This is a genomic window from Citrifermentans bremense (genome assembly GCF_014218275.1).
GTDB classification, from domain to species: domain Bacteria; phylum Desulfobacterota; class Desulfuromonadia; order Geobacterales; family Geobacteraceae; genus Geomonas; species Geomonas pelophila.
This window is the reverse complement of the sequence record NZ_AP023213.1, coordinates 1,656,804-1,675,741: the sequence shown is the minus strand read 5'-3', so window position 1 is coordinate 1,675,741 and position 18,938 is coordinate 1,656,804. Positions and strand designations below refer to the sequence as shown.

Here is an 18,938-nt window from a genome sequence, read left to right as displayed (position 1 = left end):
TTTCAGGTTCGATATACTGGCACCAGCAAGGACAACAGTGACAGATAAGGGGAACTAAGCATGAGCGGCACCGGTGATGTGAAAAAAGGAACATCTGCTGAGCTTGCAGAGAACAGGAAGTGGCTGAAAGAGTCGATCAGTCCGTACTTCTTCAGTGCGATGCGCGATGAACCAGAGGCGCTGGTCATTTTGGAAAGGGGGCTGGGGACGCTGCAACACAACCGGCGCCTGATACTTGCCGACCGGGACAAATCCATCATCATGGCACGGGTCAACGCACCGGGCTCGCTCTACGACTCGCTGCGCCATTTCCAGGACCGAGAAATCTCGTACGCCATGATCACCCATTCCGACGCTCCGCTCCCCGGGATGCAGGAGGAGCTGGAGATTGAGCGCTTCGAGTTCGACCGCAAGAAAAACGAGGAGGTGCTCGGCTGGAAGGAGGCCGAGGTTCCGACCGGCATCGCGCGCAAGGTTTCGGCCGAGCTGAGAAGGAGCTATCCCACCTTCGACATGAAGGAGTTCGACCGGTTGCTGCGCATCCTCTGGCTCAACAACGAAAGCTACGTCAGGGTCTCATCGCCCTTGCGCGTGGCCCAGGTGCTCCAGTTGCAGCAGCAGGCGAGCCGAAGCGGCGGGCTCTACCTCTACGTCGAGCCTAGCAGCGTACAGCAGGTGTCGAGGGTCCACTTCGCCGTGGGGAACCCGCCGCAAAAGGAGTTCCTGCTGCAGCTCATGGAGGTGTTCAACCGGCTGGAACTAGCGGTGAACCGGGCCTATTGCCTCACCGTCACTACGGGGGTCCACCCGTATTTCCTGGGAACCTTCCTGGTGAACCGGCGTCACGGCGGCGTCCTGGAGGCGGGGTCCGAGCTTTTCTTCCGCCTGCAAAAGGAGCTTTACAACACCCAGATCCTCTCCGCCAGGGGGTACACCTACCGCGAGTTCGTCACCACCGGCGTCATGTCCGGCGAGGAGGCGTCCCTGACCAACGCCTTTATCGCCTTCTGCCACACGAACCTCGCCCACAACCAGCCGGACCGCTTCGGGCTGGAGGACGTGCAAAGCGCCTTCCACTCGCACCCGGAGATGTCCCTGCAACTGGTGAAGCTCTTCCGCGCGCGCTTCGACCCCGCAGTCACAGCAAGCGACCCGCGCTACGAGCCGGTACTTAAGGAAACCGTCGAGGCGGTTGAGGGATACAACACGGGTCACCGCTACCTGGACGAGATGCGGCGCTCCATCTACCGCTGCTGCCTCATCTTCATCACCCATACGTTGAAGACCAACTTTTTCGTGCTGGAGAAGCAGGCGCTCGCCTTCAGGCTGGACCCGGCCTACCTGAAGGCGCTGGGGCCCGCGTCCACCTCGGATCTCCCCCAGGCGCAGCCATTCCGGGTCACCTTCTTCTTCAGCCGCTACGGTTTCGGCTATCACATCGGCTTCTCCGACATCGCCCGAGGCGGCTGGCGCACCGTCATCGCGCGCAACATGGACGACTACATCACCAACTCCAACACCATCTTCAGGGAGAACTTCGTGCTCGCCCACACCCAGCACCTGAAGAACAAGGACATCTACGAGGGTGGATCGAAACTGGTGCTGATCCTGAACGCCGCCGACCTGCAGCGCGGCGGTGAGCGCGAACTCGAGGTCTGCCACCTCTACAAGCTGCAGCACGGCGTCACCAACGCCTTCCTCGACGTCTTCGTCACCAGCGACGGCGTGGCTAAAAACCCGGCCGTCGTCGATTACTACCGCGAGGACGAGCCGATAGAGCTCGGCCCGGACGAGAACATGCACGACTCCATGATCGAGAACATCGCCCGCATCTCCAAGCGGCGCGGCTACATCCTTGGGATCGGCATCATGTCCAGCAAGGAGGTCGGCATCAACCACAAGGAGTACGGCGTCACATCCACCGGGGTGATCAAGTTCGCCGAGATCACCATGGCCGAACTCGGGATCGACATCTACCGCGACCCCTTCAGCGTGAAATTCACCGGCGGCCCCAACGGCGACGTGGCGGGCAACGCCATGCGCATCCTGTTGAACCGTGCTCCCAAGGCAGCCATCAAGCTGATCCTGGACGGCACCGCCGCGCTTTGCGACCCGGAAGGGGCCGACCATGAGGAACTGCGGCGCATCGTGCTGCGGCAGGACCTGGACGGCTTCGACCCGCTGAAGCTGCATCCCGGCGGCTTCATGCTCTACAGGAGCGGCAGCCGCAGGGACGGCCTGCGCGAGGTTTTCAGGAAGGTGACCCGCACCGGCGACGGGGTGCGCGAGGAGTGGATCTCCACCGACGAGTTCTCCAAGTGGTACGAAAGCCTCCTCTTCACCGTGAAGGCGGACCTCTTCATCCCGGCGGGAGGAAGGCCCGAAACCATCGACAAGGACAACTGGCAGAACTACCTGCTACCGGGGGGCGCCCCGTCGACCGCGGCCATCGTGGAGGGGGCGAACTCCTTCATCACCCCAGAGGCGCGCGTCCAGTTGCAGAAAAAAGGGGTCATCATCATGCGCGACGCCTCGGCCAACAAGTGCGGCGTCATCTCTTCCTCTTACGAGATCATCGCCAACCTGCTCCTCTCCGAATCGGAGTTCCTGGCGGAGAAAGAGCGCTACGTGAGGGACGTACTGGAGATACTGGAAAAGCGGGCGGGGGACGAGGCGAGACTGATACTGAAGAGGCGCCGCGAGCAGCCGGGGCTTCTGTGCACCGAGATCTCCGACGCCTTGAGCGGCGAGATCAACGAGGAGTACGCGACTATCTACAGCTTCTTCCAGAACCGGCCCAACCTTTGCCTGCAGCCCATCTACCGCAGAGCAATACTGTCACACCTGCCGCGGATGCTGAGGGAGGAACCGAAGTACGCCAAAAGGGTGAAGAACCTGCCGCCCAAGTACCTCTTCGCCATACTCGCTGCGGAAATAGGTTCTTCGCTGGTTTACCGGGGAGACAAGGAAGCCGATCTGGAGGCAACGCTTAAGGGGCACCTGATGCGGCAGTTCGAGTAACTGCATGGAGATGGTCAGAGTAGCAAACGATCGATCGCCTGGATGATCTCGGAATGCAGCCGCTTCAGAGAGCCGACAGGCCTGCCCAACCTCGAACGGGAAACTGCTGTCATCTCTGCGGTAGAGAGGAGATACTTGCTGCCGTTAATTTCGATGACTGGATTAAGCACAGGGGCGGGAATGAATTGCCCCACAATCACTAATGGAATGACGACACAAGTGGTTATGATGTCACAGTAATTACCCTGGATCTCGACTAGGTATGGCGCACGGTTCCAACTAGTCTTGCTCGGATTCCTGTAGACATCGAACTGCGCCATTTCAGAGCAATCCCATGTCATCAGAGAAAAGGCCATGTTCCTGGATCATTTGGTTGTAAGACTCAAACGATTGGCGGTTGTCGTCCCTCCAGCGTTCCATTTCCTTTCTGGCGAGGAACGCCACCATTGCTTCTTCCAAGAGCTTGGATAGATTGCCGTTCTCTTCTTTCACGCGTTGCACCAGGTTTCGGTCGGCAGTTAAGTTGACCGGAAGGCGGCGCGCGATTTTAGCAGGTGCATGTCGCATAAAAGCCTCCCACATTTGACAATCGAACCTAACACGCATAAGCATGCGCGTCAACTTCGTTACCCGCCCTCTTCTACTTCACCTTGTAGTGCAGGAAGTAGATCTTTTTCCCCTCGGCCATGAATTTCCGCATGTACTTCGAGAGGTGGTATCCGGGAAACTCGTGCCGGTACAGGTCGGAACCGAACTGGTTTTCCAGCATGGAAACCTTCGGGAGCATCTCCGCCACGTCGATGCCGTAGTCGTCGAAGTCGGTGGCGAAATAGAAGTCTGCGCCGGGACGCATGTAGTCCATCATGAATTCGACGAACTCGCGGTTCACCAGGCGGCGCTTACGGTGCCGCTTCTTGGGCCACGGATCGGGGCAGTTGATATATACGGCCGACAGCCCCCCCTTCGGGATGCGGTCGGTGACGAAAAGACGCGCCTCGTCGCGCAGAACGCGCACGTTTTTGACCTCGTGCCGGTCCATGCGGCGGCAGGTCTTGTAACAACCCTTGTTGTAGAAATCGATGGCGATGAAGTTGGTGTCGGGCTGGTCCAGCGCCGTCTTCAGCATGAAATCGCCTACGCCGCAGCCGATCTCGAGCGCGAGCGGGTTGTCGTTGCCGAAAACCGCACCCCAGTTGGGCGGCTTCGGCAGGTCTTCCAGACGGATGTAATTGGGTGATTCAATGTGAATGAATGATTGCGTCATCTGCCCCTCTTGCTTTTTAGTCGCGGGGGAAGATAGCACAGCGAGGCCTTGCGGTGAAGGGGATTTTTTCGGCACTGAGTCGAAGGCCGGCGCTCTGGCTCACGGCGCGCCCAAAGCGTAGATCTGTCCGCCGCGCAGACCGCATTCACTGTAACGGCACCCATTCCTTGCCATTTACTCCCGGACGTGTTAATTATATCCGGTTGAAATAAGGCAAAAAAAGGAAAGCAAGCATGAAATTCACCGAGCTGCAGATACCGGCGGAGGTCCAAAAAGGGATCGACGAAACAGGTTTCACCCAATGTACACCAATCCAGGAAAAGGCACTTCCCCTGGCTCTCACCGGGAAGGACGTCGCAGGGCAGGCACAGACCGGCACCGGCAAGACCGCCACCTTCCTCATCTCCATCTTCACGAAACTCCTCAGCCAGAAAAAAACCGGCGGCGAACACCATCCCAGGGCGCTCATCCTGGCCCCTACCCGTGAACTGGTGGTCCAGATCGAAAAGGACGCCCAGGCCCTCGGCAAATACACCGGCTTCAACATCCAGGCGATCTACGGCGGCGTCGACTACATGAAGCAGCGCGATGCGCTGAAGGCGGGCGCCGACATCGTCATCGGCACCCCGGGGCGCCTCATCGACTACCTGAAACAGAAGGTCTATTCCCTGAAGGACATCGAGGCGCTGGTTATCGACGAGGCGGACCGCATGTTCGACATGGGGTTCATCGCGGACCTCCGCTTCATCCTGAGAAGGCTCCCCCCCTATGACAAGAGGCAGAACCTCCTCTTCTCCGCGACGCTTAACACCCGTGTCATGGAGCTCGCCTACGAGTTCATGAACATGCCGGAGAAGGTCTCCGTCACCCCCGAGCAGATGACCGCCGAGCGCGTGGAGCAGGTGCTCTATCACGTCTCGCGCAAGGAGAAGTTCCCGCTGCTTTTGGGCCTGCTGAGAAAGATGGGAATGGAGCGGACCATGATCTTCGTGAACACGAAGCGTGAAGCCGAATACCTCCAGGACCGTCTGAACGCAAACGAGTTTCCGTGCCGTGTTATCTCGGGAGACGTGGAGCAGAGAAAGCGGATGAAGATCCTGGCCGACTTCAAGGAAGGGGCACTCCCCATCATGATCGCCACCGACGTCGCCTCCCGCGGCATCCACATCGAGGGGGTCTCGCACGTCATCAACTACGACCTGCCCCAGGACTGCGAGGACTACGTGCACCGCATCGGCAGGACCGCCCGCGCCGGCGCCGAAGGGATGGCGATCTCGTTTGCGGACGAGGACGGGGCCTTCTACATCGAGCCCATCGAGGACTTCATCAAGCAGAAGATCCCCACCGAGTGGGCCGAGGACGACATGTTCGTCCACGACTACAAGAGGACAAAGCCGCGCCCCCGCACCGAGTTGAAACCTCACGGCAAGGGGGGCAAGCCCGGCGACAGGGGCAGGTCCGGCGAAAAGGGGAAACCGGCAGGCCGTAGCAGGTCCGCTTCGGGGAGCAGCAAGCCCGCGGCAGGCGAGAAGAAGGTTGCCGCCGAGAAGCCCGAGGCTGCCGCAACGGCAGGAGAAGCAACCGGAGCCGAGGCAGCGAAGCGCAAGAGGCCGCGCCGCCGCAAGCCGAAGCAGAGTGCCGAGGGTGCACAATCCAACCAGCCGAGCCAGCCCGATCAGCCGTGACCGGCAAGGGACGCCCCGCCAAGAAGTACTCCCAGGCAGGGAGAGTGCATGACGTGATACGCCTTATCGAGGCGCGTCACGGCATCTCGATTTCGGAACTCGCCGAAGAGACCGGCGTCAACAAGCGCACCATACATCGGGACCTCGCCGCCATCCAGGAGGCGGGGTACCCGCTCATCTCCGACTGGCAGGACGGCGAGAAGGTCTACCGCTTCCTGACCCGCTTCAAGGACGTCCCCCCCATCAGCTTCACGCTGCAGGAGCTGATGACCCTTTCCCTGCTCCGCTCCCAGCTCGACCTGCTCAAGGGAACCCCTTTCCTGGAGGACATGCAGAGCGTCTTCCGGAAGGTGAACTCGGTCCTACCGCCGCGGCTCGCCGCGCACATGGAGCGGATAGCGGAGGTCTCCCTGCCGCTATTGCAGGGGAAGAGGGACTACAGCCGCTGCGCCGAATCCCTGCAGTTGATCCGCCACGCCCTTTTGTACCAGCAGAGCATCGTCATCACCTACCACCCCCCCAACCGCCCCGAGCCCGTGGAGTACCTGGTCGACCCGTACACCCTCCTGTTCCAGAAAGGTGGCATCTACCTCCTGGGGTACGCGCAACAGCGCCAGGCGCTGCGCACCTTCGCCGTCGAGCGTATCGTCAAGGTCGAGCCGCGCCAGGAACGCTTCGAGATCCCCGAAGGGTTCCGTCCCGGGGAGGCTTTGGGCGGCGCTTTCGGCATCGTCGCCGAGCCTCCCATGGACGTGGTGATACGTTTTTCCGCCGGCATCGCCCACGCCATCAAGGACCGGATCTGGCACGCGTCCCAGCAGGTAAAGGAAGAGCGGGACGGCTCCCTCTCCCTCACCTTCCATGCCGGCGGGAAGATGGAGATCCTCTCCTGGCTCCTCTCCTACGGCGCCCACGCCGAACTCATCTCCCCCCCCGATCTGCGCGAGGAACTGACCCGCATGGTGCAGGACACCTCCCGACTGTACCAAGCCGGTTAAACTCCTGGCAGCCACACACCGTTAGCAATCGATGTGTCAGCGGCTCTCACCAGAACCATCCATGTTCATCCGGTACGTCCCGTACTTGATCCGAATCAGCACGTTCTTTTCCAGCATTACCTGAAATGTCGCGACCACTGTAGGCTTGCTGGCGCCGAGCGCCTCGGCCACCTCGTCATAGGTGCCATAGAACATGTTGTCAGCGTCGAGGTGGTTGATGACGTATTCGATGATCTCGGCCCGCCTGCCCCCCAGGGTGTCGAGGATCTTGTGCAGAAACTCGTTTTTCACCCCACCCTGCTTCGTTTCCTTCTTTGCGGCTACCTTCTGGGTCGCTATGTCCGAGAGGAGCTCGAGCAGCTCGTGGAAGTTGAACGGTTTCAAAAGGTAGCCGTCTGCCTTGTGACGAAATGCATCCAGCAGGTAGTCAGGCTCGGAGTGGGCCGAGACCATGACGACGGCGACTGCCGGATCTTTCTGTTTTATTGCCGTAAGCAGTTCAATGCCCGACAACCCGGGCATCCGGATATCGGTCAGCACGATGTCGGGGTGATGCTCTTCTAGTACTTTCAGGGCATGGTCGGCACTGCCGACGCAGATGGTGTTTTTGCAAAAACTGCTCAATACCAGCTTCATCTGCTCCTGCGCAACCTCTTCGTCGTCGACAAAGAGTACCGTCATATCCTGCAACGCAGCGACGTTCATAGTTCCTCCGATTTTATTTTGGCAAATTGCAGACAGATACAGGCACCGTAATGCTCTTTGCCCTGCAGCTCAAAAGACCTGTTTTCCGCCCAGACCTTCCCCTGGTCGAGATTTTCGACGATCTGGTGGCAGAGATAGAGGCCGAGCCCGGTGCCGTCCGCCTTATCCTTGGTGGTAACGTAGGGTTCAAAAATACGCTTCAAAAGTTGGTTCTGGATGCCGCCACCGTTGTCCTGGAAGGTCACCGTCACCAGCGAATCGGCCTCCTCCCGGCAGCAGATGAGTATGACGCGCTCGCCGTCCACCATGGAGAGCTGATCGCGTGCATTCAAAAGCACGTTGATGGTCAACTGCACCAAGTCGTTGACGAAACCCATGGTGTGCACTGGAGAGGTGATCCGGTTTTCAATGGTGATACGGCTTTGTTCCATCACCGGCTCCACCATCGCGATGGCCCGCTCCACAGACTCCTGGAGCTCGATCACCGCACGGCTGCTGCCTGACATCAGCAAGGAGCGCCAGTCGTCTATGATGTTCGACATGTACTGAATATTCTGGTTTGCCTGGGTGATCTGCTTCTCGAGCAGGGCGTCGTCCAGCTTGCCGAACTGGTTCTGCAGCCCGATATTCTGAACGATCAGCGACAGGTTGTAGAGCGGTTGCCGCCACTGATGGCCGATATGTCCAAGCATCTCGCCCAGCGCGCACTGTTTCGAGCGCTGCGCCAGCAGCTTGCTCTGTTCCATGATGATCCGCTCGTACTTTCTGAATCCGACCATGTTGATGCAGAGCATGACCGAAGCTGTGATGGCAAAAAACAGCAGCCAGACGTAGAAATAATCCCAGTGACGACGCCGCAGCTCGGTAAGGTCATAGGCGACGAGGTACTTGCCGACTTCATGGCCTGCGTTGTTGCTTAAAATCTGCGAGGTGCTTACCAGGTAGTACCTGTCGCCGATTTCGACGTTATTTTTCGCCTGTTTGAAATTGATTCTGTCAATGAAGAGGTTGAAAAACTTGGTGTCGTTGGCCTTGAGCTTTCTGTAGTAGTCATAAACGTACTCTCCTGAGTCAAAGGCGTAGTCGCTGCCGTTTCCCAGGAGCTTGCCGTCCAGAACAATCGCCGTCTTTACATCCTTGAAAAACCATTTGAGGTTGTAGTGGAAAAACGAGAGGTCCACACCGACTTCGATAGTCCCGACCACGTTCGAGAGGCTGTCCCTGACAGGAAGCGCCGTGCAGAAGTAAAGGGGAACCACGTTGGTCTCATACCCGTAGGTGTAGTTTTTTGTTTTGAAGACCTCTTTGGGAACGTTCGGCGTGAGCCCTGTCGCGTCGTGGTGCATGGATGGATGGATCATGTGGTACCTGAGCTTTCCGGTGCCGTCATAGATCAGCACGGAAATAACCGGCACGTAACGTTTCCCGAAATCCTCGAAAATAGGATCGGCCGCCTTTTTGAGGCCTTCCGAATCGCCGTTTTTCAAAAGTTGCGCAAAATTCTTTTTCTGGGCAAGGGCGGTCACGTAGTTGGCCATCCGCGAGGAGAGGTATTCGGATTCACTGTCGTGCGCATTCTTGATGAAACTGTTGATCTTGTCGGCGAAGTAGGCGTAGTCCGACGTCCTCTTGTGCAGATCCATCAGGGAAAAAAAGCAGAACATGCAAAAGAGCAGGGCATAGGTGACGATGACTATGCGGTTTTTATTGGCTTCGAGAAATTTTCTCATGGTGCTGTCCCTCTTACGGGTGGTTCCCAATAAATTTCGAGCAGGTGCGAGAGCTTCCGCGCCAAAGCGTTTTTAGTTTACTTCAGTTTACCAACACCTGTAAATAGAAATAAGTAAATTTACCCCGAACCATACTAAAAGTCCCTACTCCCTCGCTGAACCCACCTTTCCGAAGCACTCCCAACTTTCGACAATCCCCTCTGAACCCCCGTCCACTGCGGCTCCACGGGGCTAAACCAGAGGCGGCACCCAGGGGCATCCGCCGGTTCCGGCATGCAAATTTAGTAAAAAAACATGCTTGACATCCACCTTTTGGTTTTGTTAAATAAACCAAAACGCAAACGGAAGCACAAACATAAACCAAACAACAAGTTTGGCAGAGAGAAACTCGCTTAAGCCGCTCAGTAGTAAAATTTTATTGCTAAAAAGAAAAGGCAATCACCACAAAAAGTCCGGAGAAAGGAGGAGATACCACATCCAACACGACATGTCACATGAGGCGAGGATCAGCAGGACCAACGATAACCACTCACGAATAAGGAGAACAGCCATGTCTTTCAAATTTCTCAAAACGATCGCCAAGAGTTTCGCACTGGTAGCTTTCTTTGCAGGCACCAGCTTCGCCTTCACCGAGGGGACCGACTACGTCAAGCTGGCAAAACCGATCCCGAACGCCCAGGGGACCCTGATCAAGGTGTTCAGCTACGACTGCCCCTTCTGCTACAAGTACGACAAAAAGATCACACCAAACCTGGTTCCCAAGCTGCCGAAGGATCTTACCTTCAGACCGTTCCACCTCAAAACAAAGGGGAAATACGGGGTCCAGGGGAGTGAGCTCTTTGCCGTGCTGCTACTCAAGGACCAGAAGGCCGGACTCTCCGACCGCGATCTTTACGGACCGAAATCCCTGCTGAAAAAAGCGAAGATGGCCTACTACACCGCCTACCACGACAAGAAGGAGCGCTGGGATTCGGGCCCCGACGCCTATCTTAAGACCGGCCTCGACGCCGTCGGCATGACCAGGGCCGAGTTCGATAAGGCTAAGACTGACCCCAAAGTCAAGGCGCTGCTGAAGGAGTGGGATGCGTCCTATGACGTAGCCAAGGTCCAGGGCGTTCCCGGGTTCGTCGTCAACGGCAAATACCTCATCATGACCAAGAGCATCACCTCCATCGACGGGATGCTGAAGCTTATCAACGAGCTGAAGACCAAATAAGGAGACGCGTCGTGAAACTCTCAGAAATGATCGGCAACTTCAGGTCGGACCCGGTAGGAAGCATCAGCCAATGGCAGGACAAGCGGTTTCTCTGGATCTTCATGGCGGCACTCAGCCTGTTCATGGTCATCCTGGCCCACTCCGTCTTCCAGGTCTGGCTCTACATGAGACCCTGCGAACAGTGCGTCTACATAAGGCTCGCCTTCTTCGCCATGGCCTTCGGCGGCATCGTCGCTGCTATCAAGCCTTCGAACCCGGCCTTGAAGATCGTAGGCTACCTGTTCGCCATCTGGGGAAGCTTCAAAGGTGTCCTCTACAGCATAAAGCTCGACAAGATCCACCACGCCGCCCACAGCGAAGACATCTTCGGCGTGCAGGGATGCTCCCCGGAGCCCACCTTCCCGTTCCACCTGCCGCTGGACAAGTGGTCTCCGGAATGGTTCAAGCCGACGGGCGACTGTGGCTACGACAACCCGATCATCCCCGACGGAGCGCAACTGAGCTCGCTGCAGAAGGCCATCACCGACTTCTATTCCGAAGGGTGGTACCTCTGGCCTCCTGCCCACTTCATGAACATGGCGCAGTGCACCGTCATCACCTTCGGCGTGATCCTCCTGTTCCTGCTGGTGGCGGCAGTCTGCTGGATCGTCACCCTGGTGCGCAAGCGCCAATCCGCGGCACACGAAGAAACTTCCGGCTACACAGGCAAGTTGGCATAACGGCAATCTCGGCGTGAGGGGCGGCAAGTCCGCCGCATACAACAAAAAAGGAGAACAGTATGAACTGTCGAAAAGCAGCATTGGTGAAAACCGGAAGAGTGGCGCGGCTGGTGTTGTGCTCGGCCATGCTCGGAGCTGCAGTCCCAACCATGGCACTGGCCATAGGCGGCGCGAGCGGCGCACATGTCGACTACCAGGTCCAGGGGAAACTCGGCGAGGTCGTCATGAACCCCTACGACCTAGCCCCCCTGACCGCGGTCATCAAAAACGGCGGCTACGTCCTCAAGGACGTCACGGTACGGATCGTCCCTAAAAAGGACGGGCAGGAAATCAAATATCAGGTCGCCAACAAGCATCTTCTGACCCACGGCGGCATCCCGGTCTTCGGCCTTTACGCGGACTACGTCAACACGGTCGAAGTCGAATACTCGAAGCTCTTCAACGGCAAGTGGGAACAGGCCAAGGAAAGCTATACCCTCTACGCACCCCCGGTGTACTCCGAGCCCAACGCCACCAAGACGCTGAAGGCCGCCCTCTTCTCCGGGGCTGAAGTCAAGAAGGTCGACAAGAAATTCGGCGACCGGCTCTATTTCGTGAACAACTTCCTGCACAAGGCGGGCAAGGGGACTAGGGCAGTCTGGAACAACCCGACCGGCGGCGCCCTCGAATGGAACTACTACCCGCAGAACTTCATCGTCGACACCAAGGGCGAAGTCCGCTGGTACATGAAAGTCGACACCATCTACGACCTGAAGTCGATCTACAAAGCCGGCGTCATGATGGGCTTCAAACAGAACAACGACGGCGCCATGAGCTGGGGCTTCGGCCAGCGCTACGTGAAGTACGACATCCTGGGCAAGGAAGTCTTCAACCGCGAGCTTCCGGCAGGCTACAACGACTTCTCCCACTCCATGGACAACTCCCCCAACGGCAACTACTTCCTCCGCGTGGCGAGCTCCAACCTGAAGCGTGCCGACGGCAGAAACGTCCGCACCGTGCGCGACGTGATCATCGAGGTCGAGCCTAGCACCGGCCTGGTCAAGGACGAGTGGCGCCTCTTCGACATCCTCGACCCGTATCGCGACGTCAACATGAAGGTTCTCGACCAGGGGGCTGTGTGCCTCAACATCGACGCCAGCAAGGCTGGCCACACCATGACCGCCGAGGAGCTCGCCAAGCAGGACGCAAGCGACAAGTTCGGCGACATCGTCGGCGTCGGACCGGGCCGGAACTGGGCGCACGTGAACAGCGTCGACCATGACGCCGAGGACGATTCCATCATCATCAGCTCCCGCCACCAGTCGGCGGTCGTCAAGATCGGCCGGGACAAGCAGGTGAAGTGGATCCTGGGAAGCCCGGAAGGGTGGAAGAAGGAATACCTGGGCAAGTTCCTGACCCCGGTGGACTCCAAAGGTAACAAGATCGTATGTGAGGCCGGCGGCTCCAAGTGCCCCGGTTACGAGAACGACGAGGGTGGTTTCGACTGGACCTGGACGCAGCACACCGCGTTCAAGATCGACAGCAAGTCCAAGGGTGACGTCCTCTACCTGAGCGTCTTCGACAACGGCGACAGCCGCGGCATGGAGCAGCCGGCCCTGCCGAGCATGAAGTACTCGCGCGCCGTCATCTACAAGATCGACCAGAAGAAGATGACCATCGAGCAGGTCTGGGAGTTCGGCAAAGAGCGCGGCAACGGCTGGTACAGCCCGGTTACCTCGCTTACCGAATACCAGACCGACAAGGACTCCGTGTTCGTCTACTCGGCAACGGCCGGCGCAGATTTCGACATCACCACCGGCGCGTTCAAGAGCGACCCGAACCCGTACATCATGGAGTTCAACTATGGTTCCAAAGAGCCTGCGGTTGAGATCCAGCTGAAGGACACGACCGGCTACCAGGCCATGCCGTTCAGCGTGGACAAGGCCTTCACCAAGTAACCATCCTGCAAAAACGCCTCAGGTTGAAGGATCTCCTTCAGCCTGAGGCGCCACCCGGCTCCACGGCACTGGAAACTGCATCAGAGAGGTTGTCATCATGAAAAGATTGGTCCGCTACATCTGTGCCTGCCTTTTGACCTTGGCGGCGCTCGCCGTGTCGGCGCCGGGCAAGGCCCAGGATGACGCCTCCGTCCGGATCGACGCACCGGCCCCTGACTTCAGGCTTCCCACCCTCGCCGGCGAAGGCAAAAGCCTAGCCCAGTACCGCGGCAAGATCGTCCTCGTGAACTTCTGGGCTTCCTGGTGCCCCTACTGCCGCGAGGAGATGCCTTCCATGGACCGGCTGGTCAAGTCCTTCCCCAAGGGGGACCTGGTGGTCGTCGCGGTGAACGTCGAGAAAAGGGTCCCGGAAAGATTTCGCAAGCTCCCCTTCACCTTCGTTTTTCTAAGCGACGCGAACGGATTAGTACAGCAGAGGTACGGGGCAAACCGCCTGCCAGACACCTTCATCGTCGACCGCAAGGGTGTGCTGCGGCAACGGGTGACCGGCGGGATCGCATGGGATTCGCCCCAGGTCGTCAGCTACCTGAAGTTGCTGTAGCGGAGGGACCGCCATGACCTTCTTCGGCTCCGACCTAACCTTCTGGATCGCTTTCTCGGCTGGCTTTCTCTCCTTCTTTTCCCCCTGTGTATTGCCGCTGATCCCCTCCTACATCACCTACATAACGGGACTCTCCTTCGGGCAGTTGCAGGAAGCCCATCCGGCCAGGAAGGTGCGCCTGACCGTCCTCATCCACTCGGTCACCTTCGTGCTCGGGTTCTCCGCGGTCTTCATCGGCATGGGGGCTCTTGCCGGGGTCGCCTCCTCCACCTTCCAGACGGTCATGAAAGACGGGCTTGTCTGGCTGCAGCGGGCTGGAGGACTGCTGATCTTCCTCTTCGGGATCCACATGTCAGGAGTTTTCCACTTCGGTGTCCTGATGGGGGATAAACGGGTGCAGATCCAGAACAAGCCGGGAGGGCTCGCTGGGACGTTCCTGATCGGAATCGCCTTTGCCGCCGGCTGGACCCCCTGCATCGGCCCCATACTCGGGGCGATCCTCGCCATGGCGGCCGGCACCTCGGGGTCGACGGCAAAGAGCATGCTGCTGCTGGGCTGTTATGCTGCCGGGCTTGGAATACCTTTCATCGTCTCCGGACTGCTGTTTCACAGTTTTCTCGATTTTTTCAAACGCTTCAAATCGCACATCAGGAAGATGGAGTTCTTTACCGGCTTCCTGCTGATGGGCGTAGGCATACTCCTCTTTTTCGGCTTGTTCAACGACTTGACTACATTCCTCTACCGGCTGCTCCCGGCGGGGGACTGATTCACCCCACAGGATTCACCGCAATAAGGCAGACATACGCTGCCGCACAGAAAAAAGGAGCACGTTATGAAACTCAGCAAGCGCATCATACCGCTTACCTTAGCGGCACTTTGCACCTGCGCCGGCCTTTCCTGGGGTGCTGACGCCCCTGCCGTTCCTCAGCCCTTCGGGCCTGCCATCTCCGCTTTCGGACCGGCCGGGACGGGATTCCCGGTGGGAAAGCTTGGTGTACTTCTCAATTACCAGTACTGTGAGACGGACGGCATCCGCAAGGGAGGCAGTGAAGTAAGCGATGCGGTCAAACTGACGAAAAACGTCGGCGTGATGAAGTTCCGCTACGGCATCACCGAAGGTCTCGACGTACGCACGGCGACCCCGATCTACGATGTTTACAAAAAAAACCGGGCCACCGGCGAAGGTCAGCATCTGGGCTGGATCGGCGACACGGCCATTGCACTGCACAAGGTGCTCCTTAAACAGGCTAAGGGTGCTCCCCTCGACCTGGCGGTGGACGTCGGCCTGGTGGTGCCCACTACGGATGTCAGCAGCAAAAGCGTCGATTTCGTCGGCAACGGTGCCTGGGGCGCCGGCGGCGCCGTTGGTGTTACCTACTCGACCGGCTCCCACCGCCTTGACCAGGAGATCCACGTGTACACCTTTACCGAAGGGTCTCATGACTACCGCAAGCCGATGTATATCCGGAGCACCACAGCCTGGGGCTACGCCGTGAACAATTACTTCGACATGGGTGCTGAATCGCAGTTCGACTGGAATGACGAGAGTGAGAAAAACGGCGTAAGCCAGAACGATTCGAAGAACGAATGGTATGCCGGGCCTAAGGTGGCATTCAAGTATAAGCCGGCAGGGTTTGCGGCTGGCTTGGCGGCCATGTTCCCCTTTGCCCGCTCGTTCGAGGCAAATACACCTTCGGAAGGCTTCCGGATCGAGTTGAAACTGAGCAAAACCTTCGACATCATGTAACCTGGATCAGGGGACGTCCATGCGTTAATTAGTTTGGGGCTTCATTCGCCCGAGATTGAATCATCGCATGGAAGTCCCCTACCAGGCTTCCCAAACCTACCCTGCGTGAAGATAACATTCTCTTCTCCTGGCTCCTCTCCCACGGCGCCCACGCTCAACTCCTCTCCCCCCGCGAACTGCGCGAGGAACTGACCCGCCTGGTAGAAGATACCTCCCGGCTTTACCAAAGCACGTAGGGCTCCTATCTATATCAAGACTTCTCCGTCGCCAAAGCCTCTGCATTTCCTATTCGTTGCTTGACGGTCCCCACCTAGTCATTCACACAAAATCCTTTACACGCCCCTCCTAAAGGGTGAAGTTTATTAAAAAATAGGCCATGTTTCAAAAATATTAGCCAAGTCTTCAGCTCACTTGCCCAAGTGTTCAGAGAACTTGCCCAAGTCTTCCAAAGAAGTGGCAAGTTCTTCGAAAGAAGTGGCAAGTTCTTCGAAAGAAGTGGCAAGTTCTCCAAAAGAAGTGGCAAGTTTTCCAAAAGAAGTGGCAAGTTCTCCAAAAGAAGTGGGGAGTTCTTCAAAAGAAGTGGCAAGTTTTCAGAAAAGGCGCTTTGGAGGGACTTGGAGAATGGGGCATTGGGGCAAGAAGCCCGGATGGTTTTATGGGTATCCGGCAGTTATCCGTTTTATCCGCGCAATCCGCGTGCGATGCACTTGACTTTAAAGGGGTCCCCCCTCCCCTTTCGTGTACCGCTCTCTGACGAACGCGATGTGATCGCGCAGCACGTAAAACTGGTCTGCGAACGACAGCGGTATCTTCATCTTGTTCACCTCTGCTTCGATCTCATCGAGCCGCTTGAGGGTTTCCTCCCGCTCCTCGGCCGTGTGCTGAGATAGAAGGGTTCTCTCCAGCGCGATCAGGTTGCCGTACCAGCGGTAGATGCGCGATCTGACCCGCCAGTTGTAGAGCGCGGGCACAAGCTTCAGGCCGGGTATGAGCAGCACGACGATCGGGACGAACACCACGAGGAACCGGTCCACGAGCGTCGCCAGCCAGAAGGGAAGATAACGGTAAAGAAACTTCTTGCCGGAGGTGTAGTACCTTACCGCGTCCTCGCTGAGGCGATACTCGTGCTCCACCGGGGCGGGGAATTCCCCTGCCCGCTGCAGCAGCGTAGCCCGGCCGTGAACCTCCCTGGCGGCCTCGATCAAAAGGTCGGAAAGCGCTGGATGGAGGGTGTCGCGCGCCACGAGATCGACGGTCGGCGCCACCAGGTGAACGTCGGATGCGGGGACGTTCCTGCCGAAATCCAAGGCACCCATCGGGATGACCAATTGGTTCAGGTATTGGTAGCGGCGCGAGTAGGCCTCAGCTTGAACGAAGTTGAAGAGATGGACACCCGGACTCCAGATGAGGCTCCGCATGTCGCCGGGAGTCGCGGAATCCCCCATGAGAAAAGCAGCGTCGGCCTTTCCATCGATAAGGGCCCAGGTAGCTGCTTCCCCGCTGATATCGAGGAGCGTCGAGTTGCTGGCGTCTATACCGTTCGCCTTGAGAAGTTCCATGGCAACGGCCCGGGTGCCGCTCCCTTCCGGGCCTATGGCCAGCCGCTTTCCTGCAAGTTCCGAGATAAGGGTGATGGGCTTCTTGGCGCTGTAAAAAAGAGCGAGAGGTTCATTGAAGACACTGCCAAGGGAGACGAGCCGGTCGATCTCCCTCCCCTTGGCAAGCCCTCCCTGGACGAAGCCGACGTCTACCTTGGAGGACGGGTTGAGCAATCGGTTCAGGTTCTCCACAGAGCCATTGGAAGGCAGGATGACGAGCTTGATCCCTTTCTTTGCCAGGGCTTTTTTGTATTTTTCCGCGTTGAGCTGGAAGGTGCTCCCTTTCGGCCCGGTCGTAATGGTGAGAGTGTTGGGCGGCGCCGGGCGCATGAACCAGTAGGCGGCGCAGATGCCGAGGGCGGTCACCAGCAGTACCGGGAGCACGGTAAAGACGAGGTCCCGCAGTGAAACGCGAGTGAAGCGAGCAAAGGGCCTCATGGCTGACAATATCTTGATGTTCTCCTTCATAGAAAACAAACCTTTCTTAACGCACACGGAAAAGCAAAAAGCACACGGATAAAGGCAGATTTTTATGCTTAAGGTTTATCCGAGTTTATCCGTAGATGTTTCCGATTTGATCCGTGTGCAACGCCTTTTGCGATATACCTACTTTAACTTTAAGTCCTTTTTTACCGACTTGACGAACTTGCCGAAGTCCTTATCCTTCTTTCTCTTTTCCGCGTACGACATCTGGTGGAATTCGGACTCTTCGGTGAGCTTCAGGTAGTTCTCCAGGTGCTCCCTGCTTAGTGCGCCGGACTGCACGGCCTCGACGACAGCGCAACCGGGCTCGCCGGTATGAGTGCAATCCCGAAAACGGCAGTTGGATGACAGGGCAGCGATGTCGGAATGGCTCCCCTCCAACCCTTCCGCCGCTCCCATGATGCCGAACTCGCGCATCCCCGGGTTGTCGATCACGAGAGCACCAGACTCCAGGCGTATCAGCTCCCGCCGTACCGTGGTATGCCGCCCTTCCCCGCTTCCGCTGACGGCCTTCGTTTCCAGCTTTTCATTTCCGATCAACTGGTTGATCAGCGTGCTCTTGCCAACGCCCGACGAGCCAACGAAGCAATAGGTCTTCCCGGGGAGCAACAGTCGGGTCAGCTCATCCACTCCCTCCCGCGTAATATTGCTCAGCGTGAGTATCGGCGCGGTGATACCGGCAGAGCGTATTTCGCCGATCTGCTCGGCGACGACAGCAGGATCAACCAGGTCCGTCTTTGTGAGCAGAATGCATGGCTCAGCCCCGCCATCCAGCACCATTACGAGGTAGCGCTCCAATCGGTTCACATTGAAATCGAAGTGGCACGACTGGACGATCACCACATAGTCCAGGTTGGCAGCTATCATTTGGTATTCGATGCTGATTCCGGCGGACTTTCTGCGCAGCAGCGTCCTTCGCTCCAAAAGGGAGCGGACCAAGGCCACGTCGTCACCCGGCGCCTTCTCCAGGCAGACCCAATCGCCCACACAGGGGAGCTCATGGGAGAGGTGATGGCGGTGCAGATAACTCCCTGCCACTTTCCCCCGGAAAGTATGCGACTCATTCACAAGCAACAACTGGTCTCGATCCACAGCCGCAACGCGGGCGATACTGCCCACGGCCATGTCTTTCGCCTGCTCCTCGAACCAGTCGCTCCAGCCCAGTTGATTCAATTCGATGTGCTTATTCATGAATTTCAGCCTCCCTGAGACAAACGAGATCGAAACAGGAGAG

At 57.9% G+C, this 18,938-nt stretch carries 17 protein-coding genes; 10 read left to right on the top strand and 7 right to left on the bottom strand.

The window, feature by feature from the left end:
- The first annotated feature begins 60 nt into the window (after positions 1-60).
- Positions 61-3,021 (top strand): NAD-glutamate dehydrogenase domain-containing protein, encoded by a 2,961-nt coding sequence (locus tag GEOBRER4_RS07350; RefSeq protein WP_185244857.1) that lies wholly within the window; start codon positions 61-63, stop codon positions 3,019-3,021.
- 14 nt (positions 3,022-3,035) lie between these two features.
- Here the strand turns inward: GEOBRER4_RS07350 and GEOBRER4_RS20350 are convergent, their stop codons facing one another.
- The 3 genes from GEOBRER4_RS20350 to trmB all read right to left on the bottom strand — a co-directional run bounded on the left by GEOBRER4_RS20350 (position 3,036) and on the right by trmB (position 4,285).
- Entirely contained in the window at positions 3,036-3,341 is a 306-nt protein-coding gene (locus GEOBRER4_RS20350; RefSeq protein WP_185244856.1) for a CcdB family protein, read from the bottom strand.
- Position 3,342: 1 nt separating this feature from the next.
- On the bottom strand, positions 3,343-3,588 hold the full coding sequence (locus tag GEOBRER4_RS07340) for a type II toxin-antitoxin system CcdA family antitoxin (RefSeq protein WP_185244855.1): 246 nt from the start codon (positions 3,586-3,588) through the stop codon (positions 3,343-3,345).
- 73 nt (positions 3,589-3,661) lie between these two features.
- Positions 3,662-4,285 carry a tRNA (guanosine(46)-N7)-methyltransferase TrmB gene (gene trmB / locus GEOBRER4_RS07335; RefSeq protein ID WP_185244854.1) on the bottom strand — a complete coding sequence of 208 codons (624 nt, stop codon included), beginning with the start codon at positions 4,283-4,285 and terminating at the stop codon, positions 3,662-3,664.
- Positions 4,286-4,518: 233 nt separating this feature from the next.
- Here trmB and GEOBRER4_RS07330 point away from each other — a divergent pair, with 233 nt between their 5' ends.
- Together GEOBRER4_RS07330 and GEOBRER4_RS07325 are read left to right on the top strand one after the other, a co-directional pair.
- Positions 4,519-5,970 (top strand): DEAD/DEAH box helicase, encoded by a 1,452-nt coding sequence (locus GEOBRER4_RS07330; RefSeq protein WP_185244853.1) that lies wholly within the window; start codon positions 4,519-4,521, stop codon positions 5,968-5,970.
- Positions 5,967-6,968 carry a helix-turn-helix transcriptional regulator gene (locus GEOBRER4_RS07325; protein WP_185244852.1) on the top strand — a complete coding sequence of 334 codons (1,002 nt, stop codon included), beginning with the start codon at positions 5,967-5,969 and terminating at the stop codon, positions 6,966-6,968. Before GEOBRER4_RS07330 ends, GEOBRER4_RS07325 begins: the two co-directional genes overlap by 4 nt.
- A gap of 36 nt (positions 6,969-7,004) precedes the next feature.
- On the opposite strand, the gene GEOBRER4_RS07320 is transcribed toward GEOBRER4_RS07325, so the two are convergent.
- Both GEOBRER4_RS07320 and GEOBRER4_RS07315 read right to left on the bottom strand, forming a co-directional pair.
- Positions 7,005-7,673: a response regulator gene (locus GEOBRER4_RS07320; protein WP_185244851.1), complete on the bottom strand. Its 669-nt coding sequence runs from the start codon at positions 7,671-7,673 to the stop codon at positions 7,005-7,007.
- Positions 7,670-9,403 carry a sensor histidine kinase gene (locus GEOBRER4_RS07315; protein ID WP_185244850.1) on the bottom strand — a complete coding sequence of 578 codons (1,734 nt, stop codon included), beginning with the start codon at positions 9,401-9,403 and terminating at the stop codon, positions 7,670-7,672. The genes GEOBRER4_RS07320 and GEOBRER4_RS07315 overlap by 4 nt, the downstream gene beginning before the upstream one ends.
- 550 nt (positions 9,404-9,953) lie before the next feature.
- Here GEOBRER4_RS07315 and GEOBRER4_RS07310 point away from each other — a divergent pair.
- From GEOBRER4_RS07310 to GEOBRER4_RS20345, 7 genes are all read left to right on the top strand, one after another.
- Entirely contained in the window at positions 9,954-10,619 is a 666-nt protein-coding gene (locus GEOBRER4_RS07310) for a thiol:disulfide interchange protein DsbA/DsbL (protein ID WP_185244849.1), read from the top strand.
- Between the two features lie 11 nt (positions 10,620-10,630).
- Entirely contained in the window at positions 10,631-11,338 is a 708-nt protein-coding gene (gene dsbI, locus GEOBRER4_RS07305) for a protein-disulfide oxidoreductase DsbI (protein ID WP_185244848.1), read from the top strand.
- A gap of 59 nt (positions 11,339-11,397) precedes the next feature.
- Complete coding sequence (locus GEOBRER4_RS07300) at positions 11,398-13,275, top strand: aryl-sulfate sulfotransferase (RefSeq protein WP_185244847.1); 1,878 nt, start codon at positions 11,398-11,400, stop codon at positions 13,273-13,275.
- Positions 13,276-13,372: 97 nt separating this feature from the next.
- Positions 13,373-13,876: a TlpA disulfide reductase family protein gene (locus GEOBRER4_RS07295; protein ID WP_185244846.1), complete on the top strand. Its 504-nt coding sequence runs from the start codon at positions 13,373-13,375 to the stop codon at positions 13,874-13,876.
- A gap of 13 nt (positions 13,877-13,889) precedes the next feature.
- A complete protein-coding gene (locus GEOBRER4_RS07290) occupies positions 13,890-14,642 on the top strand; it encodes a cytochrome c biogenesis CcdA family protein (protein WP_185244845.1) in 753 nt (250 codons plus the stop codon).
- Between the two features lie 66 nt (positions 14,643-14,708).
- Positions 14,709-15,623 carry a transporter gene (locus GEOBRER4_RS07285; RefSeq protein ID WP_185244844.1) on the top strand — a complete coding sequence of 305 codons (915 nt, stop codon included), beginning with the start codon at positions 14,709-14,711 and terminating at the stop codon, positions 15,621-15,623.
- Positions 15,624-15,682: 59 nt separating this feature from the next.
- A complete protein-coding gene (locus GEOBRER4_RS20345; protein WP_404813888.1) occupies positions 15,683-15,859 on the top strand; it encodes a WCX domain-containing protein in 177 nt (58 codons plus the stop codon).
- 477 nt (positions 15,860-16,336) lie between these two features.
- Here GEOBRER4_RS20345 and GEOBRER4_RS07280 read toward each other — a convergent pair whose 3' ends face one another.
- Both GEOBRER4_RS07280 and rsgA read right to left on the bottom strand, forming a co-directional pair.
- The gene (locus GEOBRER4_RS07280; protein ID WP_185244843.1) at positions 16,337-17,689 is read right to left on the bottom strand and encodes a TAXI family TRAP transporter solute-binding subunit; all 1,353 of its coding nucleotides are present in this window, start codon (positions 17,687-17,689) and stop codon (positions 16,337-16,339) included.
- Positions 17,690-17,827: 138 nt separating this feature from the next.
- Entirely contained in the window at positions 17,828-18,895 is a 1,068-nt protein-coding gene (gene rsgA, locus GEOBRER4_RS07275) for a ribosome small subunit-dependent GTPase A (protein ID WP_185244842.1), read from the bottom strand.
- Between the last annotated feature and the right edge of the window lie 43 nt (positions 18,896-18,938).